11 protein-coding genes and 1 pseudogene are annotated in these 15,739 nt (G+C 71.2%); 5 read left to right on the top strand and 7 right to left on the bottom strand.

Translation table 11 applies throughout. From position 1 onward, the window contains the following. Window positions 1–89: 89 nt before the first annotated feature. Together ACIQ6S_RS08435 and ACIQ6S_RS08430 are read left to right on the top strand one after the other, a co-directional pair. Window positions 90–974 (top strand): class I SAM-dependent methyltransferase, encoded by an 885-nt coding sequence (locus ACIQ6S_RS08435; protein WP_397607972.1) that lies wholly within the window; start codon window positions 90–92, stop codon window positions 972–974. A 130-nt stretch (window positions 975–1,104) separates the two neighbouring features. Then, window positions 1,105–1,509, top strand: coding sequence for a PPC domain-containing protein (locus ACIQ6S_RS08430; protein ID WP_397573876.1), 405 nt, complete (start codon window positions 1,105–1,107; stop codon window positions 1,507–1,509). Here ACIQ6S_RS08430 and ACIQ6S_RS08425 read toward each other — a convergent pair. Then, window positions 1,478–2,311 (bottom strand): putative bifunctional diguanylate cyclase/phosphodiesterase, encoded by an 834-nt coding sequence (locus ACIQ6S_RS08425; RefSeq protein WP_397607971.1) that lies wholly within the window; start codon window positions 2,309–2,311, stop codon window positions 1,478–1,480. The two genes, ACIQ6S_RS08430 and ACIQ6S_RS08425, sit on opposite strands and share 32 nt — an antisense overlap. 19 nt (window positions 2,312–2,330) lie before the next feature. Next, window positions 2,331–4,079, bottom strand: coding sequence for an ABC transporter ATP-binding protein (locus ACIQ6S_RS08420; RefSeq protein ID WP_397607970.1), 1,749 nt, complete (start codon window positions 4,077–4,079; stop codon window positions 2,331–2,333). A gap of 134 nt (window positions 4,080–4,213) precedes the next feature. On the opposite strand from ACIQ6S_RS08420, the gene ACIQ6S_RS08415 reads away from it, so the two are divergent. Then, window positions 4,214–5,593, top strand: a complete 1,380-nt coding sequence (locus ACIQ6S_RS08415; protein ID WP_397607969.1) for a serine protease — start codon at window positions 4,214–4,216, stop codon at window positions 5,591–5,593. A gap of 61 nt (window positions 5,594–5,654) precedes the next feature. Here the strand turns inward: ACIQ6S_RS08415 and ACIQ6S_RS08410 are convergent, their stop codons facing one another. The 3 genes from ACIQ6S_RS08410 to ACIQ6S_RS08400 all read right to left on the bottom strand — a co-directional run bounded on the left by ACIQ6S_RS08410 (window position 5,655) and on the right by ACIQ6S_RS08400 (window position 9,789). Then, window positions 5,655–5,957, bottom strand: a complete 303-nt coding sequence (locus ACIQ6S_RS08410) for a hypothetical protein (RefSeq protein ID WP_297875951.1) — start codon at window positions 5,955–5,957, stop codon at window positions 5,655–5,657. A gap of 95 nt (window positions 5,958–6,052) precedes the next feature. Next, window positions 6,053–8,008, bottom strand: coding sequence for a TIR domain-containing protein (locus ACIQ6S_RS08405; protein WP_397607968.1), 1,956 nt, complete (start codon window positions 8,006–8,008; stop codon window positions 6,053–6,055). Further along, window positions 8,005–9,789: a hypothetical protein gene (locus tag ACIQ6S_RS08400; protein WP_397607967.1), complete on the bottom strand. Its 1,785-nt coding sequence runs from the start codon at window positions 9,787–9,789 to the stop codon at window positions 8,005–8,007. The genes ACIQ6S_RS08405 and ACIQ6S_RS08400 overlap by 4 nt, the downstream gene beginning before the upstream one ends. 32 nt (window positions 9,790–9,821) lie before the next feature. Here ACIQ6S_RS08400 and ACIQ6S_RS08395 point away from each other — a divergent pair. Then, a pseudogene (locus tag ACIQ6S_RS08395) lies at window positions 9,822–10,352 on the top strand (pseudouridine synthase); the annotation flags it as partial. A 177-nt stretch (window positions 10,353–10,529) separates the two neighbouring features. On the opposite strand, the gene ACIQ6S_RS08390 reads toward ACIQ6S_RS08395, so the two are convergent. Together ACIQ6S_RS08390 and ACIQ6S_RS08385 are read right to left on the bottom strand one after the other, a co-directional pair. Continuing rightward, window positions 10,530–12,263, bottom strand: coding sequence for an amidohydrolase (locus tag ACIQ6S_RS08390; protein ID WP_397607966.1), 1,734 nt, complete (start codon window positions 12,261–12,263; stop codon window positions 10,530–10,532). A 39-nt stretch (window positions 12,264–12,302) separates the two neighbouring features. Further along, complete coding sequence (locus tag ACIQ6S_RS08385; RefSeq protein ID WP_397607965.1) at window positions 12,303–13,319, bottom strand: NAD-dependent epimerase/dehydratase family protein; 1,017 nt, start codon at window positions 13,317–13,319, stop codon at window positions 12,303–12,305. Window positions 13,320–13,487: 168 nt separating this feature from the next. On the opposite strand from ACIQ6S_RS08385, the gene ACIQ6S_RS08380 reads away from it, so the two are divergent. Then, window positions 13,488–15,728 (top strand): peptidoglycan-binding protein, encoded by a 2,241-nt coding sequence (locus ACIQ6S_RS08380; protein ID WP_397607964.1) that lies wholly within the window; start codon window positions 13,488–13,490, stop codon window positions 15,726–15,728. Window positions 15,729–15,739 lie beyond the last annotated feature (11 nt).

Genomic DNA, 15,739 nt, shown 5'->3' with positions numbered 1-15,739 from the left:
CCCAGGTTTCGGCCGCCTGGCCCGCCTTGCCACGCCCGTAACGCGGGTCTGCGCAACCTTCACGCCTCTTCACGTCACGAGGTCCCGCCATGCGCCGCTCCCTGCTCTGCATCGCCCTGCTTGCCGCTGTCGCTGCTCCCGCCGCTTTCGCGCACAACCACGGCGGCGACGCCAAGCCGATGGATGCCGCCGCCCACGACGCGCACGAGCAGGCCAAGGCCGCCCTCGATGCCGCGATCGCCGGCGAGTGGCGCACGCCCGCCAACGTCGCCCGCGACGGGTTCCGCCATCCTGGGCCGACGCTGAGCTTCTTCGGCCTGCAGCCCGGCATGACGGTGGTGGAAGTCAGCCCCGGCAGCGGCGCGTGGTGGACGGAGATCCTCGCCCCGTGGATCAAGCAGGGCGGCGGGACCTACGTGGCTGCGATCACCGATCCGGCGAAGGCCAGCTCGGATCGCGCCCGCGAGTACTTCACCGCGGACAACGCCAAGTTCCGCGAGCATCTCGCCAAGTCGCCCGGGCAATTCGAAGGCGTGAAGTTCGTCGAAGTCGATCCGGCCACCCCGGTCTACGGTGCCCCCGGTTCCGCGGATGCCCTGCTCACGTTCCGCAACCTGCATGGCTGGATGCGCAATGGCCAGGCCGAAGCCCAGATGAAGGCGTTCTTCGACGTGCTGAAGCCGGGCGGCGTGCTGGGCCTCGAGCAGCACCGCGCCAACGCCGACGTGCCGCGCGAGCAGATCAACGGTTACGTCAGCGAGGCCCAGGTGATCGCGCTCGCCCAAGGCGCCGGCTTCGTGCTTGAGGAGCGCAGCGAGATCAACGCCAATCCGAAGGACACGAAGGACCACCCGAACGGCGTGTGGACCCTGCCGCCGAACCTCAACGTCCCGGAAGGCGAGGACAAGGCGAAGTACGAGGCCATCGGCGAGTCCGACCGCATGACCCTGCGCTTCCGCAAGCCGGCGGCCTGAGCAGGAAACTGAACGCGGGGCGCCTTGCCCGGAAACCGCCCGATCCGCCCATGGTGGAAGCCGGGTGAAGGCGCCTAGACTCCTTTCACGCCGCCCCGCCCGGGGCGGCGAGCCCCCAAGGAGACCCCCGATGCGTCGTTTCGCGCTTGCTCTCGCCACGCTCACCTTCGCCGGCCTCGCGGCCGCCGCCCCCGAAACCATCCGCGTCGGCCAGACCGTGCAGGGTGAGCTCACCGCCAACGACTCGCCGCGCGACGACGGTGGCGTGAGCCGCGACTACAAGGTCGAAGCCAGCACCGGCCAGTTCCTGATCGTGTCGGTGACCTCGGAAGACTTCGATGGCGTCGTGACGGTGTTCAACCCGGACCGCACCAAGGCGATCGAGAACGACGACCGCGCCGACGGCAACCTCAACCCGCTCGCCGTGGTCGAGACCGCGCAGGACGGCAGCTACACGATCCGCGTCGGTTCGCTGGGCAGCGGCGACGAGTCGATGGGCAAGTTCACGCTGAAGGTGATGGCGTTCTCGGAGTAATCCGCGAGCTGCGCAGGTAATCCCCCGCCCGCCCCTCGTTGAGCGGGCGGCTGTAGAGGAAGCCCTGGAACAGGTCGCAGTCGAAGCCCGCGAGGCGCTTCGCCTGCGCCTCGTTCTCCACGCCCTCGGCGACCACGCCGAAACCCAGGCGATGGGCCAGGGCGATCACGCCGGCGCACAGGCTGGCGTCGCGACGATCGCGGTCGACGTGCTGCACGAACACGCGGTCGAGCTTGAGCTGGTGCACCGGCAGGTGGCGGAAGTGCGCCATTGATGACCAGCCGGTGCCGAAATCATCGATCGACAGCCGCGCCCCCGCATCGCGCAGCGCGCGCAGCCGCGCGATCGCTTCGTCCGGTGCGTCCATCAGCATGGCCTCCGTCACCTCCAGCTCCAGCCGGCCGGGGCCAAGACCATGCTCGCGCAGCAACTGGCGCAGGCGCTCGGGCAGTGCCGGATCGCGCAGCTGGCCCGGGGACAGGTTCACCGACACCGAGACGGCGCCAAGCCCGGCGGCCTCCCATACCGCCATCTGCCGGCAGGCCTCCGTCATCACCCAGCGCCCGAGCAGCGGCGCTAGGCCGAGCTCGCTGAGCCGTGGGATGAACTGGCCCGGCGGCACCAGGCCGCGCGTCGGATGGCGCCAGCGCACCAGCGCTTCGAAACCCTCGAACCCGCCGTCGGGGCATCGCACCTTCGGCTGGTAGTGCAGTTCGAAATCACCGGCCGACACCGCGGCTCGGAGTTCCTGGGCCAGTGCGTCATCGACGGAGGGCGCGGTGCTCGGTGCGGGGTCGGTCATGGGCGGCTCGGAAGGGGGATCAGGCGTCGCCGGTCTGCAGGCGCCAGAGCGCAGCGTACGCCCCGTTGCGCGACAGCAATGCGTCGTGCGTGCCGGACTCGATGATGCGGCCATGCTCCAGCACGTGGATGGCGTCAGCGTGTCGCACCGTGCTCAGCCGATGCGCGACCACCAGCGTGCTGCGGCCCTTCGCATGCGTCGCGAGCGAGCGCTGGATCGCGGCTTCGGTTTCGTTGTCGATGGCCGAGGTGGCCTCGTCCAGCACCAGCACCGCCGGATCGCGGTACAGCGCGCGGGCCAGCGCGATGCGCTGGCGCTGCCCGCCCGAGAGCCTCGCACCGCGTTCGCCCACTTCGGAGGCGTAGCCAGCGGGCAGGGCGGCGATGAAGTCGTGCGCTGCCGCGGCGCGGGCGGCGGCCTCGATGCGCGCGGCGTCCGGCGCGGCGTCGCCGTAGGCGATGTTCTCGGCCACCGTGCCGTCGGTGAGGAAGGGCTCCTGCGCGACGTAGGCGAGCTGGCGGCGCAGGGAGCGCGGATCGACGTCGGCAAGGTCGCGGCCGTCGAGGGTGATGCGTCCGCGCTGCGCCTCGAGGAAGCCGAGCAGCCGCTTCAGCAGGGTGCTCTTGCCGGCGCCCGTGGCGCCGACCAAGGCCACCGTCTGGCCGGGGCCGACATGGAAGCTCACGTCGTCGATCGCCACCTGGCCTTGGTAGGCATGGCGGACATGCTCGAAGGCGAGCGCGCCCTGCGGACGCGCCGCGATGCGACCCGGCGGCGGCGCTGGCACGGGGCTGTCCAGCAGGTCCATCACCCGCTGCACCGAGGCCATCGAGCGGTTGTAGAGGTCGGTCATCTCGGCGAGGCGCGTGAGCGGCCACAGCAGGCGCTGCGTCAGGTACACCAGCGCGGCATAGCTGCCGGCGCCGAGCTGGCCCTGCAGCACGAGCCAGCCGCCATAGAGCAGGGTCACGGCGAAGCCCGCGAGGACCGCCATGCGGATCACCGGCGTGATCGCCGCGGCGAAGCGGATGGCTTCGGCATTGGCCTGCCGGTACGCGTCCGACGCCGCTCGCACATGGGCCAGCTCGGCCTCCTCGGCGGTGTAGGCCTGGATTGTCACCATGCCGGCGAGGTTGTTGTCGAGACGCGCCGAGACCGTGGCGGCGGCCTCGCGCGCCGCGGCATAGCGCGGCTGCAGGCGACGCTGGAACCAGAACGCACCGATGAGGATCAAGGGCACCGGCAGCAGGGCCAGCGCGGCGAGGCTGGCCGTCATGGCGAAGAAGAACACGCCCACCATCAGCGAACCGACGACCACCTGGATCAGCTCGTTCGCGCCGGTGTTGAGGAAGCGCTCGACCTGGTTCACGTCCTCGTTGAGCACGGCCATCAGGCGGCCGCTGCGGGCTTCGGAGATCGCCGCCGGCGGTTGCTTCTGCAGGTGGGCATAGGCGTCGAGGCGCAGCTCGTGCTGCAGGTCCTGTGCGAGGCCGCGCCACTTCAGCGCGAGCAGGTACTCGAACAGCGATTCCAGCACCCAGATCGCGATGGTGATGGCGGTGAGCGCGACGAGCTGCTGCATCGGGTCGGTGATGCCAAAGCGCGCAATGAAGCTCGCCTCGCGGTTCACCACCACGTCGATGGCCACGCCGATGAGCAGCTCGGGCAGCACGTCGAAGATCTTGTTGAGCACCGAATAGACGGTGCCGAGCACGGCGTTGCGGCGGTACGCGCTGGCGTAGCCGTAGAGGCGGCGAAGAGGGTGCATCGGGGGCTCCGCGAAGGCAGCCCCGGAGTGTACGGCGGGGTCGTGGCGACGGCGCGGCCGCAGAATGCGTCGCGGCTTCTTGACGATGCGATGCCGCAGGCGCCCAATCCGCGCACGCCTTGGGGGAGAGCGCCATGCTGTCGATCCGTCGTGGCGACGCGCTGTGCGTCGCGATCCTTGCCGCCTTGGCCGTGGCCGCGCCGCCGGCACGGGCCCTGCCCGGTGCCACGGGCTATCTCCTCGCCGCGACCTTGGCCGCGGGCGCCCAAGAGGACGACGCCTTCGAGGACGATTTCGGCGATGACGCCTTCGAAGACGACACGGCCTTCGAAGACGACGAAGCGTTCGAGGACGACGAGGCCCTTGCCGACGAAGACGAGGACGCCGCGGAAGACGAGGACGAGGACGCCGACGCGACCGACGAAGAGGAGATGGCCTTCGTCGAGGACTACGAGGACGACTCGTGGGCGCCGGAACTGGCGGAAGACGAGTCGGACGACGCCATTCCCTTCGACGACAGCTACGGCGATGACGCGTCGTTCGACGTGGAAGCGGTGGCCGGGCCCGACGGCGTGGTGGAGGACACCGGGCAGCGCGATGGCGAGGACGGCGTCTCGGCCGGGCAGATGCTGTCACTGAGCCTCGGCGGGGCGCCTTCGGGCGGCCGGCCCTCTGCCGGGTCTTCGTCGCCGGGCCGGGATGTGCCCTACGCCTTCGGTGGTCGTCCGGTGGCGGCCAGTGCCGTCCCGTGGCAGGCGCAGATCTTCAATCCGAATCGCGCCCCGAATCCGCAGGCGCCTTATCCCGAATGGGTTCGGCAGCATTACTGCGGCGGCGTGCTGATCGCCGACGATTGGGTGCTGACGGCCGCCCATTGCATCGACCAGGCGAAAGTGGCGTTGGGCTTCAAGGTGCGCCTCGGCGCGCAGGACATCTCGTCGGGCGACGGCATCGTTTATCGCATTGATCACATCGTTCGGCACTCGCAGTACGACGCCGGCAGCCAGGACCTCGCAAGTCCGCCGAACATGTACGCGAACGACATCGCGCTGCTGCGCATCGCGCCTGACGGCGCGCCCCAGCGTCGCGATCCGGCCTTGATCCGTCCGATTCCGCTCAATCGCACGCCGCTCGATGACGGCGAGCCGGTCTCGGCCACTGGTTGGGGGGCCGTCGGCCAAGGCAACGCCAACATCAACAGCGCGGTGCTGCTGCGCGTCGACCTGCGGCTGATGGGGCAGCGCACCTGCGAGAGCCGGCCCGGTCGCGGCGGCGGCAAGGTGCATCCCAAAGTGTTCTGTGCCGCGAATCCGAAGCAGTCGACCTGCGGCGGCGACAGCGGTGGCCCGGTGGTGCGGACCAATGGCACGCCGGTGTTGGCCGGCTTGGTGAGTTGGGGCAGCGACCGCTGCGGCGGCGATGGGCGGCCGAGCGTCTACACGCGCATCGACCAGTACCTCGACTGGATCGACCAGGCCATGCGCCTGCCGCCGACGCGCAACAGCCTGCCTTGAGGCATTGCCGGGAGCGGCGACGGAACCTCCGCCGCCGCTCTCGTGTTCCGCAAAGAACGGATCAGACCTTATCGCCGCCCGAGTGCGGCGTGTCCGTCTCTTCTTCCATCGTTTCGCCCTCGGCCGGCGGTGCGGCGTTCGGGTCGGTACCGTCGGCAGCGGGCGCGGCCGGGTCGGTCATGGTGTCGGTCGGCGCGCTCGCATCGACGGCGGGTTCGGCCGGCGGCGGGGGCGGTTCGACTGCAGCGGGCTCGGCGACGGGTTCGGCCGCGGGAGCGGGGGCCGCGGGCTCTTCAGCCTTGCAGCCGGTGAGCAGGGCGGTTCCGAGGACAAGGGCGAGGCTGGCGACGACGATCGGCTTCACGGTGCACTCCTTGTGGATGGGGCTGAACGGCTTTCGGCCGCGACCGAGGCTAGCAGAAGGGTCCGGCAAACTCTGCTGCGCTGCGGCAGGGCGGCTCAGGCGACCGGCAGATCGAAGCCGAGGCGCTCGAGCAGGGCCTTGAAGCGGGCATCGCCGCGCAGCGGATCGAGGAACGGGTCGTTCCGCGCGTAGATCAAGCCCGAGTCGCGGAGTGCCTGGGCACGTTCGAGGGCATCGAAAGCCTCGTCGATCGCCCGGGCCTCCGCCAGCCCCTGCGCCTGCTGGTAGAGCACGCGGTCTCCGAGGGTGCGCAGCTCGCCCATGGCGGCGTCGGCCTCGTCGTTCCGCCCGGCACGTCGATGCGCCACCGCCAGCCCGGCGAAACGCATGTCGGCGACCGGCTCCTTCGCATAGGCCTCGAGGGCGCCGTCGAGATCGCCAAGGTTCAGGCGCGAATCGCCGATGGCGGCGTGCGCCCGCGTGAGTTTCGGGTTCATCGCCAGCGCTTTCTCCAGTGGCGGGATGGCGTCGGCGAAGCGCCCTCCGGCGTAGGCGATGCCGCCGGCCGCGCGGTGGATCAGCGGATTGAGCGGGTCGCGGACCAGTGCCGGCTCCAGCGCGTCGCGCGCTTCGTCGTGGCGACCGCAGCGCGCGGCGTACTGCGCGAAGCGCGTGAGCACCGTCGCCTCGCCGGCGCCAAGCCGGCGCGACTCCTGGAAGGGCTCGCGTGCGCCGCGGGCGTCGAGCTGGCCCTGGAAACGCGTAAAGCCCAGCGTCGAGTGGGCTTCGGCGAGTGCAGGGGCGAGCGCGATGGCGCGCTCGGCGGCCGTGACGGCCTCGGCGTAAAGGCGCACGTTCTCGTCGGGGCTGCCGTACTGGTTGGCGATGGTGGTCAGCGAGCGTGCGCGTGCGGCGTGTGCGGCGGCGAAGTTCGCATCGGCCGCCAGCGCGTCGTCGAAGGCTTGCAGCGCGGCGCGCTCGGAGGCTTCGTCGGAGCTGAGGTCGTAGAGCGAGCGGCCGCGCAGGTAGGCGTCGAGTGCCGTCGGGTTCGAGGTGCCGCCGACGGCCGCGAGGCCGTCGCGATCGTCGCGATCGCCACCGACGAAGGCGCTGAGCCGGTCGGCCACGGCGTAGGCGATCTCCGTCTGCACCGCGAAAACGTCGGTGAGTTTCTTGGTGAAGGTCTCCGACCAGCTGTCGAACCCGGTCTGCCCTTCGACCAGACTGACCGTGACGCGCACCGTGTCGTCCTGTCGCTGCACCGTGCCCCGCAGCAGGTAGGAAACCCGCAGTTCATTGGCGATCTCGGTGGCGTCGCGCTGGTCGGTTGCGAAGCGGCTGGAGGAACTTTTCGCCATCACGCGAAGCGCGAGGTTGCGCGTGAGCGTGCTGCGCACTTCCTCGGACAGCCCGTCGGAGAAATAGGCCTGCGCGGCGTCGCCGCTGAGGTTGTCGAAGGGCAGCACGGCGACGCTGTTGTCGATGACCACAGCGCTGCCGCCGGCGAAGTGCCGCCACGCGTAGAGCCCACCGCCAAGCACCGGCACGGCGGCGAGGGCGCCCAGCACCAGCCGTCGCCGCATGGCATTGGCAGGCAGTTGCCCGTGTGGCGCGAGGGGGTCGTGGCCCGCCGACACCGCCCGCACGGGTTCGGGTTTCGCGCCACTGCCCATCGCGGTGACGGCGCGAACCAATGCCTGCAGCGGGGCCTCGTCGTTGCCTTCGCGCCAGTGCACGAGATTGACGGTCTGGTATTGCCGGAAGCCCAGCGGCGACGGCGTGTCGTCGAGCGAGGCCGGGACCAGCTTGCGCAGGTCACGGCCGCGCGCCGCTTCGTCGAGCACCCAGTCGGATTCGATCGAGCGTGCGGACCACAGCACCACCACGGCGTCGGCACCTTCGAGCGCGCTCTCGATGCGCTTGGCGAAGGCCGCACCGCCTTCGATCAGATGGTCCCACCACACGTCGAGTCCGGCCGCCGTCAGCGCGGCGGCGAGCCGCGCGGCATCGGCTTGGTCGCTGCGGCAATAGCTGAGGAAGACGGTGCTCATGCGCCCGACAGGGGTTGTTGTTCGAGGGGACGTTCGCGGTGCATCAGGATCCATTCGGCGTGCTCCTCGAGCGCGGCCTCCCCGAGTGCCTCCAGCACCTGCCGCTGCTTGGCGGGCGTCGGGTCGCGGGCGATGCGCTCAGCGGCGGCGCCGAACACGCGGGCCATGAAGCGGTACTGCTTGATGAGTTCCTTGTCGGCCAGCTTGTACGAGTAGGCCTCGCGCACGCCGGCGAACAGGGCAGCCACACCGGTGGTCACCAGCAGCAGCTTTACGGTCAGCGCCTCGAACCATGCGCCGAACACGACGAGCACGATCGCGCCAGTGAGGCTGAGCAGCAGGCTGGCGCGGCCGAGCAGGCGCGTGTGCCGGTACATGCGTTCGCGGTCGGTGGCGCGGCGGCGGAAGTAGCCGAGCTGGCCGTGCGGACCGCCATCGCCGACCCAGTGCGTGATCACCCACTGCAGTCCGACATCGTTGGCGCGGCGCTCGCCGCCCAGCGCGACGGCGCGCATGGCGTGGCGGATCCAGCCGAGCTCGACGTCCTGCTTCTGCAGGAAGCTGTCGTAGGCGAAGCCGACCCGGTGCGAGGACGGCACGCTGGCGATGGCCCAGTAGGCCTGCACGCGCAGGCCCTCGGCCAGCACGCGGTAGTCGAGGTAGCGGCGATGCCAGGAGCGCCGGTTGCCCAGCCAAGCCACCGCGGCGCCGGTGGCGAACAGGCCGAGGATCGCGCCCATCAGCAGCGGGTGGGCGACGAATTCGGCATAGGTCATCAGCAGCAGGCCGGTGAGCACGGCCAGTACGTGCAGCAGGGCCATGCTGTGGTGCACGCGCTGGCGGAAGTGGAGGGCCAGCCAGTCGGCGCGGCGGTAGAGCGCATCGATCCGTGGCAGCGATCCCCGCGCCGGCGCGATCTCGGGTGGCGGCAGCAGGCCGTGGCCCTCGCGTTCGATGTCCTCGGCATAGAGGCGCGAATCGGCGTTGAACTCGCCGAGCTGGTCGAACAGTCGCACGTAGCCGTCCGGCATCGGGCCGTTGCCGGCACTCCGCGCCCCGCGCGTGAGCCAGTGGGTGCCGAGCGCACCGTCCGCGGTGGCGCCGCTGCGCGTGCGCGAACAGACGATGTGGAAGGCGAGGTCGCTGTCGTCGTCGGCCAGCAGGTTGGGCGGGGCATCCACCCGGCCCAGCCCCGGCATCTCGCCGTGCAGGTGGTAGCGCACCACGTCGCTGGTGCCGCCCGCGGCATCGCTGGCGGTGCCATCCCAGAGCGCGAGCAGCACCTGGCAATGCGAGGAGATGAACACGCCCAACTGCGCGTACTGGCGGTCGCGCGCGGGGCCGGGCAGGCACACCGAGGCGGCGTCGTTGCCATCGGCGAGCGGCAGATGGATGGCTTGTGCGGAAGCCAGCAAGGCGTCGAGCTCGGCTGCCGATTCGGGCGAGGTGCAGTCGCGCCGGTACTCCTCCAGCGGCAGCGGCAGCGGCGCCACCAGGGGCAGGCCGAGCGCCAGCGCGCGCCGCGCCACCAGCCGGTCGCCGCCTTCAGCCAAGCCCGACATCACCGCCACGGGGAGATCGGGGTGCAGGCTTTGCATCCGCTGCAGGAAGGCATCGACGGCGGCTTCGAGGGAAGGCACTTCCTCGGGCACGAGATCGCGATGCGCGGTGACGCCGACGATCAGGCAGGCCGCCATCGGCAGGACGGCGGCCTCGCCGGGGCCGGGTGCCGGCGTGGCGGAGCGGTCGCTGGCGCGCTGCATCGAGGTCGGCATGGCCATGCAGCCTACACCGCGCCGATACACTGGAGGGCATGCTCGTGGCCTTCCACAAACCGATGAACGTGCTTTGCCAGTTCACCGACCGCAGCGTCCCGCCGCGGCCGACGCTGGCGGGGTTCGGGCTGCCGAAAGGCGTCTACGCCGCGGGGCGGCTGGATTTCGACAGCGAAGGCTTGCTGTTGCTCACCGACGATGGCGCCCTCGTGGCCGCGATCGGCTCGCCGAAGTTCGACTGGCCGAAGACCTACCTCGTGCAGGTCGAGGGCACGCCCACCGACGAGGCCTTGCAGCGCCTTCGCGACGGCCTCGAGCTCAACGACGGCCCCACGAAGCCGGCCGAGGTCGCGCTGATCGAAGCACCCGCGTGGCTGCCGCCGCGCGATCCGCCGGTGCGCGTGCGCCAGACCGTGCCCGACGCGTGGCTGCGGCTGGTGATCCGCGAAGGCCGCAACCGCCAGGTGCGGCGCATGACCGCCGCGGTGGGCCTGCCCACGCTTCGGCTGGTGCGCGAGGCCATCGGCCCCTACACGCTGGAGGGTCTGGCCGCGGGGCAATGGCGCGAGGCGGCGGCGCCAGAGCTGCCGGCCCGCCTTCGCCGAAGCGGGGCGCCGCGCGTGGCGACGCACAGCACGCGCGGTTCGTCCCCCGAAGCAGGCTCCGGTCCTTCGCGCTCCGCGGCGCGGCCCGGCCTCATCCGGCCCTGGAAGCGCGACGGGCGCTGAGCCGCGTCGCGCCCCGGCTCAGGGCGTCGCCGCCGAATCCGCTGGGCGCTGGTACACCGGCGCGCCGTCCACCCAGGTGGAACGCACCACGAGCTTTGGCACGGCCAAGGCGTCGATCGCCGAGGGGTCGGCATCGAGCACGACGAAGTCGGCCCGGTAGCCTTCGGCGAGACGACCGATGTCGCCCTCGCGACGATTGGCGAACGCCGCGTCGGCGGTGAAGCCGGCCAAGGCCTCCACCATCGTCAGGCGTTCCTGCGGCTGCCAGCCGCCCAGCGGCAGGCCTTCGAGGTCCTGGCGCGTCACCGCCGAGTAGAGGCCGAGGCGCGGGTCGACCGATTCCACGGGGAAATCCGAGCCGAGCGCGAGGCGGGCGCCGCCGTCGCGCAGCGTCTTCCACGCATAGGCGCCGCGGATGCGCTCGGCACCGACTCGGGCCTCGGCCCAGGGCATGTCCGAGGTGGCGTGCGTGGGCTGCATCGAGGCGATGACGCCGAGTTCGGCGAAGCGCGGCAGGTCTTTCGGCGAAACCACCTGCGCGTGCTCGATGCGCCAGCGATGGTCGACGGTGGCCGCGTCCGGGCCCAGCACCTTGGCGTAGCCATCGAGCACGAGGCGGTTGGCGAGGTCGCCGATGGCGTGCGTGGCGGCTTGCAGCCCGCAGCCCTTCACCTTCGCGAGCAAGGCGTCGAGCGCTTCCTGCCGCATCAGCAGCAGGCCGCGGTGGCCGGGTTCGTCGCTGTAGTCGGCGATCAGCGCGGCGCCGCGGCTGCCCAGCGCGCCGTCCATGTAGACCTTCACCCCGCGCATCGCGAGGCGCCCGCCGTCGTGCACGTACGGACCTTGCGCGCAGCGGTCCGCCAGCGCGTCACGATCACCGTCGGCATAGGCCTCGACGCGAAGGCTCAAGCGGCCTTCGTCGGCGAAGCGCGTGTACAGCGCCAGGTCCGCGCGCGAGACGCCCATGTCGTGCACGCCCGTCAGCCCACTGGCGGCCGCGGCGGCCAGCGCGCGCTCGAAGGCTTCTTCGCGCAGCGCTTCGGACGGTGCCGGCACCGCCGCGTCGATGAACGCCGCCGCCGCATCGATGAACACGCCCGTGGCCTTCTCGCCGTCCCGCAGGATGCGACCGCCGTCGACCTGCCAATCGCCGTCGAAGGTTTTTCCGTGCTTGGCCTCGGCCGCGCGCATCGCCGCGGTGTTGCCCCAGCCGGCGTGGCCGTCGACGCGCTCCAGCCACACCGGGCGATCGGGGAAGGCGGCATCGAGGTCGGCGGCGGTCGGGAAGTCTTTCTCGGGCCAGTCGTTCTGGTCCCAGCCGCGGCCGATGATCCAGGCGTCGGCGGGCACGGTCGCGGCATAGGCCTGCAAGCGCTCGATGATCTCCGCCTTGCTCGTCGCACCGACGAGGTCGGCACGCAGCAGGGCGAAACCAAGGTTCATCAGGTGGCCGTGCGCGTCGATCAGGCCGGGCATCACCACGCTGTCGCCGGCGTCGTGGCGCGTCGCCGCCGGGAAGCGCTGGGCAAGGTCCTCGGCGCGTCCGATCGCGATGATGTGGCCCGTGTCGTCCCACGCCATCGCGTTGGCGTCCGCGTTGTCGCTGGCGGCGATGCGCGCGGCGACCAGCAGGTGGACCGTGGGTGTCGCGGTCGCTGGCGATGTTGCGGTCGTCGCCTCGTTCGAGGGCGGCGCGCACGCCGGCAGGGCGAGCGTGGCGAGGATCAGCGAACTCAGGGCGAGTCGACGCATGGGGAGCTCCGGCCGAAGAAGGCCGAAGCATGCCGCAACTCAGTGCGTGTCGCGCCACCAGCGCGTCAGGCGAGACAGGCCTTCGGCCACGCTCACCTGCGGCACGTAGCCGAAGTCGCGCTTCGCGGCCGACAGGTCGTACCAGTGCGGCGTGGCCAACTGCTCGGCGACGAAGCGCGTCATCGGCGGCTCGCCCTTCAGCGGCAGTGCATGCCACAGCACTTCGCACAGCGCGCCGGCGGCGTAGGCCACGCCGAAGGGCACGCTGGCCTCGACGCGTGGTTCGCCGGCGGCCACGAGCAGGCCGTTGATGATCTCGCGCACCGGCTGCGGCTCGCCGTTCGAGATGAAGTAGGCCTTGCCGGCGCAGGCCGAACCGGGGCCCAGCGCGGCGAAGGCCAGCAGATGCGCTTCGGCGGCGTTGTCGACGTAGCTGGTGTCCATCCGGTTGTGGCCGCCACCGATGAAGCGCAAGCGCCCGGCCCGCGCGCGCTCGACGAGGCGCGGGAGCAGGTTGGTGTCGCCGGGCCCCCAGATCAGCCGCGGACGCAGCGCGACGGTGTTCAGCGTGCCGCCGCCGGCCACCGGTGTGCCGTTCGCCGCCAGCACCGCCTTCTCGGCGATCTGCTTCGTGCGCGGGTAGGGCGCCTTGAACGTCGGGGCATAGGGCGTGTCGATCTCGTTGCCGCCTTCGCAGGGCACGCGGCCGTTGTGCGCGACGCTCGGCGTCGAGGTGTACACAAGGCGCGTGATGCCGTGCGCGCGGCAGGCGTCCAGCACGTTCGTCGTGCCGGTCACGTTCGCGTCGATGTAGCTCTGCTCGCTGCCCCAGTGCCCGGCCTTGGCGGCGTTGTGGAACACCGCGTCGACGCCCTCGAGGGCCCGCATCACGTGGGCCGTGTCGGCCAGGTCGCCCAGCCGCTGTTCGACGCCCATCGCATCGAGGTCGGCGGAGCGACGGCGCTGGGTGCTGACGACGGTGTGGCCCTGCGCCTGCAGGCCGCGGCAGATCGCCTGGCCGAGGAAACCGGCGCCGCCGGTGACGAGGATCTTCATGCGGGGAACAAGGTCGTGGAACCGGGGCGCGCAGTATGCCGCGACCGGGTCGAGGCACCGTGGAAACACAAGGAAACTCATCGCGACGCCGAGTCTTGGGAATTGTTGGAACTCTTCGCCGCGGCATGCGCTTCACTGCGGACTCCCCCCGACAGTGGAGCGCCCCCCATGGATCGTGACTACTCCCGCCAGGACGTCCTCGGCATCGTCGAGCGCACGGCGGCGCAGCGCGGGATCCCCCGCGACGATTTCCTGCGATTCGCTTTCATCGAGACGGGCGGCCAGTTCAACGAACGCGCCTTCAACCCCAGCAGCGGCGCCGCCGGCCTGTTCCAGTTCGTGCCCGGCACCGCGCGCGAGTACGGCATCCGTGGCCGGGAGTTCGACCCCGTCGCCAATGCCGATGCCGGCGCGCGCCTCTATTTGGCGAATCGCGCGGACATTGTCGCCAGCCATGAGCGCTCCGGCCGCCCGTTCCTTTCCGGCGAGGCCCAGCCCAACGGGCTCGATCTCTACCTGGCCCACCAGCAGGGTGCCTACGGTTACCGCTCGATCCAGGCCGCCATCGACACCGGCCGCTTCTTCAGCGACACACCGACGCGCGCCAACCTGCTCGCCAATGTCGGCGGTGATCTCGAGGCCGTCACCGGCGTCTCGCGCGACCGCTTCCGGCAGATGGGCGACCGCGAACTCGCCCAGACCTTCGTCAATTACTGGGACACCAAGTACGACCGGATCCGCATTCCCGAGGTCGGCATCGAGCCGCGAAACGGTGCCGCCATGCCCACTCCGCCGGGCCGTGCGCCCAGTGCACCGAGCACGCCGATGGCCGATGGCGTGCTGCGCGAGGGCGAGCGGGGTGCCGAGGTCCGGCAACTGCAGGAACGCCTGAATGCCGTCGGCGCGCGCGACGCCGCGGGTCGCGTGCTCGGCACCGACGGCCAGTTCGGCCAGCGCACCGAAGACGCCGTGCGCAGCTTCCAGCGCGCTCGCGGCCTCGAGGTCGATGGTCTGGCCGGCCCGGACACGCTGCGTGCGCTCGACGCGGCGGTGCGCGCTCGCGCGGCCAGCCCCATGGCGGATGGCGTGTTGCGTGAGGGCGAGCGTGGTGTGGAAGTCCGGCAGTTGCAGGAGCGCTTGAATGCCGTCGGCGCGCGCGATGCTGCCGGTCGCGTACTCGGCACCGATGGCCAGTTTGGCCAACGCACGGAAGACGCCGTGCGCAACTTCCAGCGCGCCCGTGGCCTGGAGGTCGATGGCGTTGCCGGCCCGGAGACGCTGCGCGCGCTCCAGCAGCCCGCGCCGACGCGTCCGGCGCCCGGCGCGCCGAGCGCTCCGGAGCCGACGCCGGCCACGGGCCTGCGCAGCGGCTGGCCGGTGCCGGGCCGCACCGAGATCAACATCGCCGACAAGCGCGGCGAGGGTGGCGGCGAATTCGGCGAAGCCCGGAGCGGCGGGCGCGAACACAAGGGCATCGACATCAACGGCCGCGTCGGCGACCGTATCGAGGCTTTCGCGCCGGGCCGCGTGGTGTTCACCGGGCAGATGCGCGGCTTCGGCAACACCGTGATCATCCAGCACGACGGTGGCGTGCAGACCGTCTACGCGCATCTGGATCGGATCACCGTGCGCGACCAGCAGCAGGTCGACCGCAGCACGCCGATCGCCACCATGGGCCGCAGCGGCAACACCCCGTCCACCGGCGACACGCACCTGCACTTCGAGATCCGCGAGGGTGCCAACGGCACGCCGCTGTCGGGTCGCGCGGTCGATCCGCGCCGCTACCTGCACTTCGAGGGCGAGACCAGCCAGCGCGTCGGCGAGATCCAGCAGCACCTGCAGCGCCTCGACATCCGCGACGGCCGCGGCCAGCCGATCCGCGCCGACATGGGCTATGGCGATCGCACCCGCGAGGCGGTGGAGAGCTTCCAGCGCAGCCGCGGCATCGAAGTGACGGGCATCGTCGATCCGTCGACCTTCGATGCGTTGCGCCGCGCCCAGCCGCAGCCACGCCCGGATCCGCGCGCGGACGTGGCGCCGGTGGATGTTCGCAGTGTTGCGCTCGCGCATCCGATGGTCCGCCAGGCCGATGCGGCCTTGCTGCGCGAACAGCCCGGCCTGCCGGCCGAGCAACGCCTCGCCATCGCCGCGAGCCTCGCCGACCAGGGCACGCGCCGCGGCCTGACGGAAATCACCAGCGTGGCGGCGGGGCCCAACGGCAGCTGGTTCGCCATCCAAGGCGACGTCCGCCGCGAGGACTTCCAGCAGGCCTCGGTCACCCGCGAGCAGATCGCGCAGCCGCTCGAGAAGCCGTTGGCCAGCCTGGCCGAGCAGGACCGCCAGCGCGCGGCGACAGCCGCGGCCGAATTGCCTAACCTGCCGCGAGAGCGCTCCCCCCACCTCGCCTGAGTCGACTCCCC

The organism is Silanimonas sp., assembly GCF_044377035.1.
In the GTDB taxonomy this organism is placed as follows: Bacteria; Pseudomonadota; Gammaproteobacteria; order Xanthomonadales; family Xanthomonadaceae; genus Silanimonas.
This window is presented reverse-complemented; position numbering and strand designations above follow the sequence as displayed.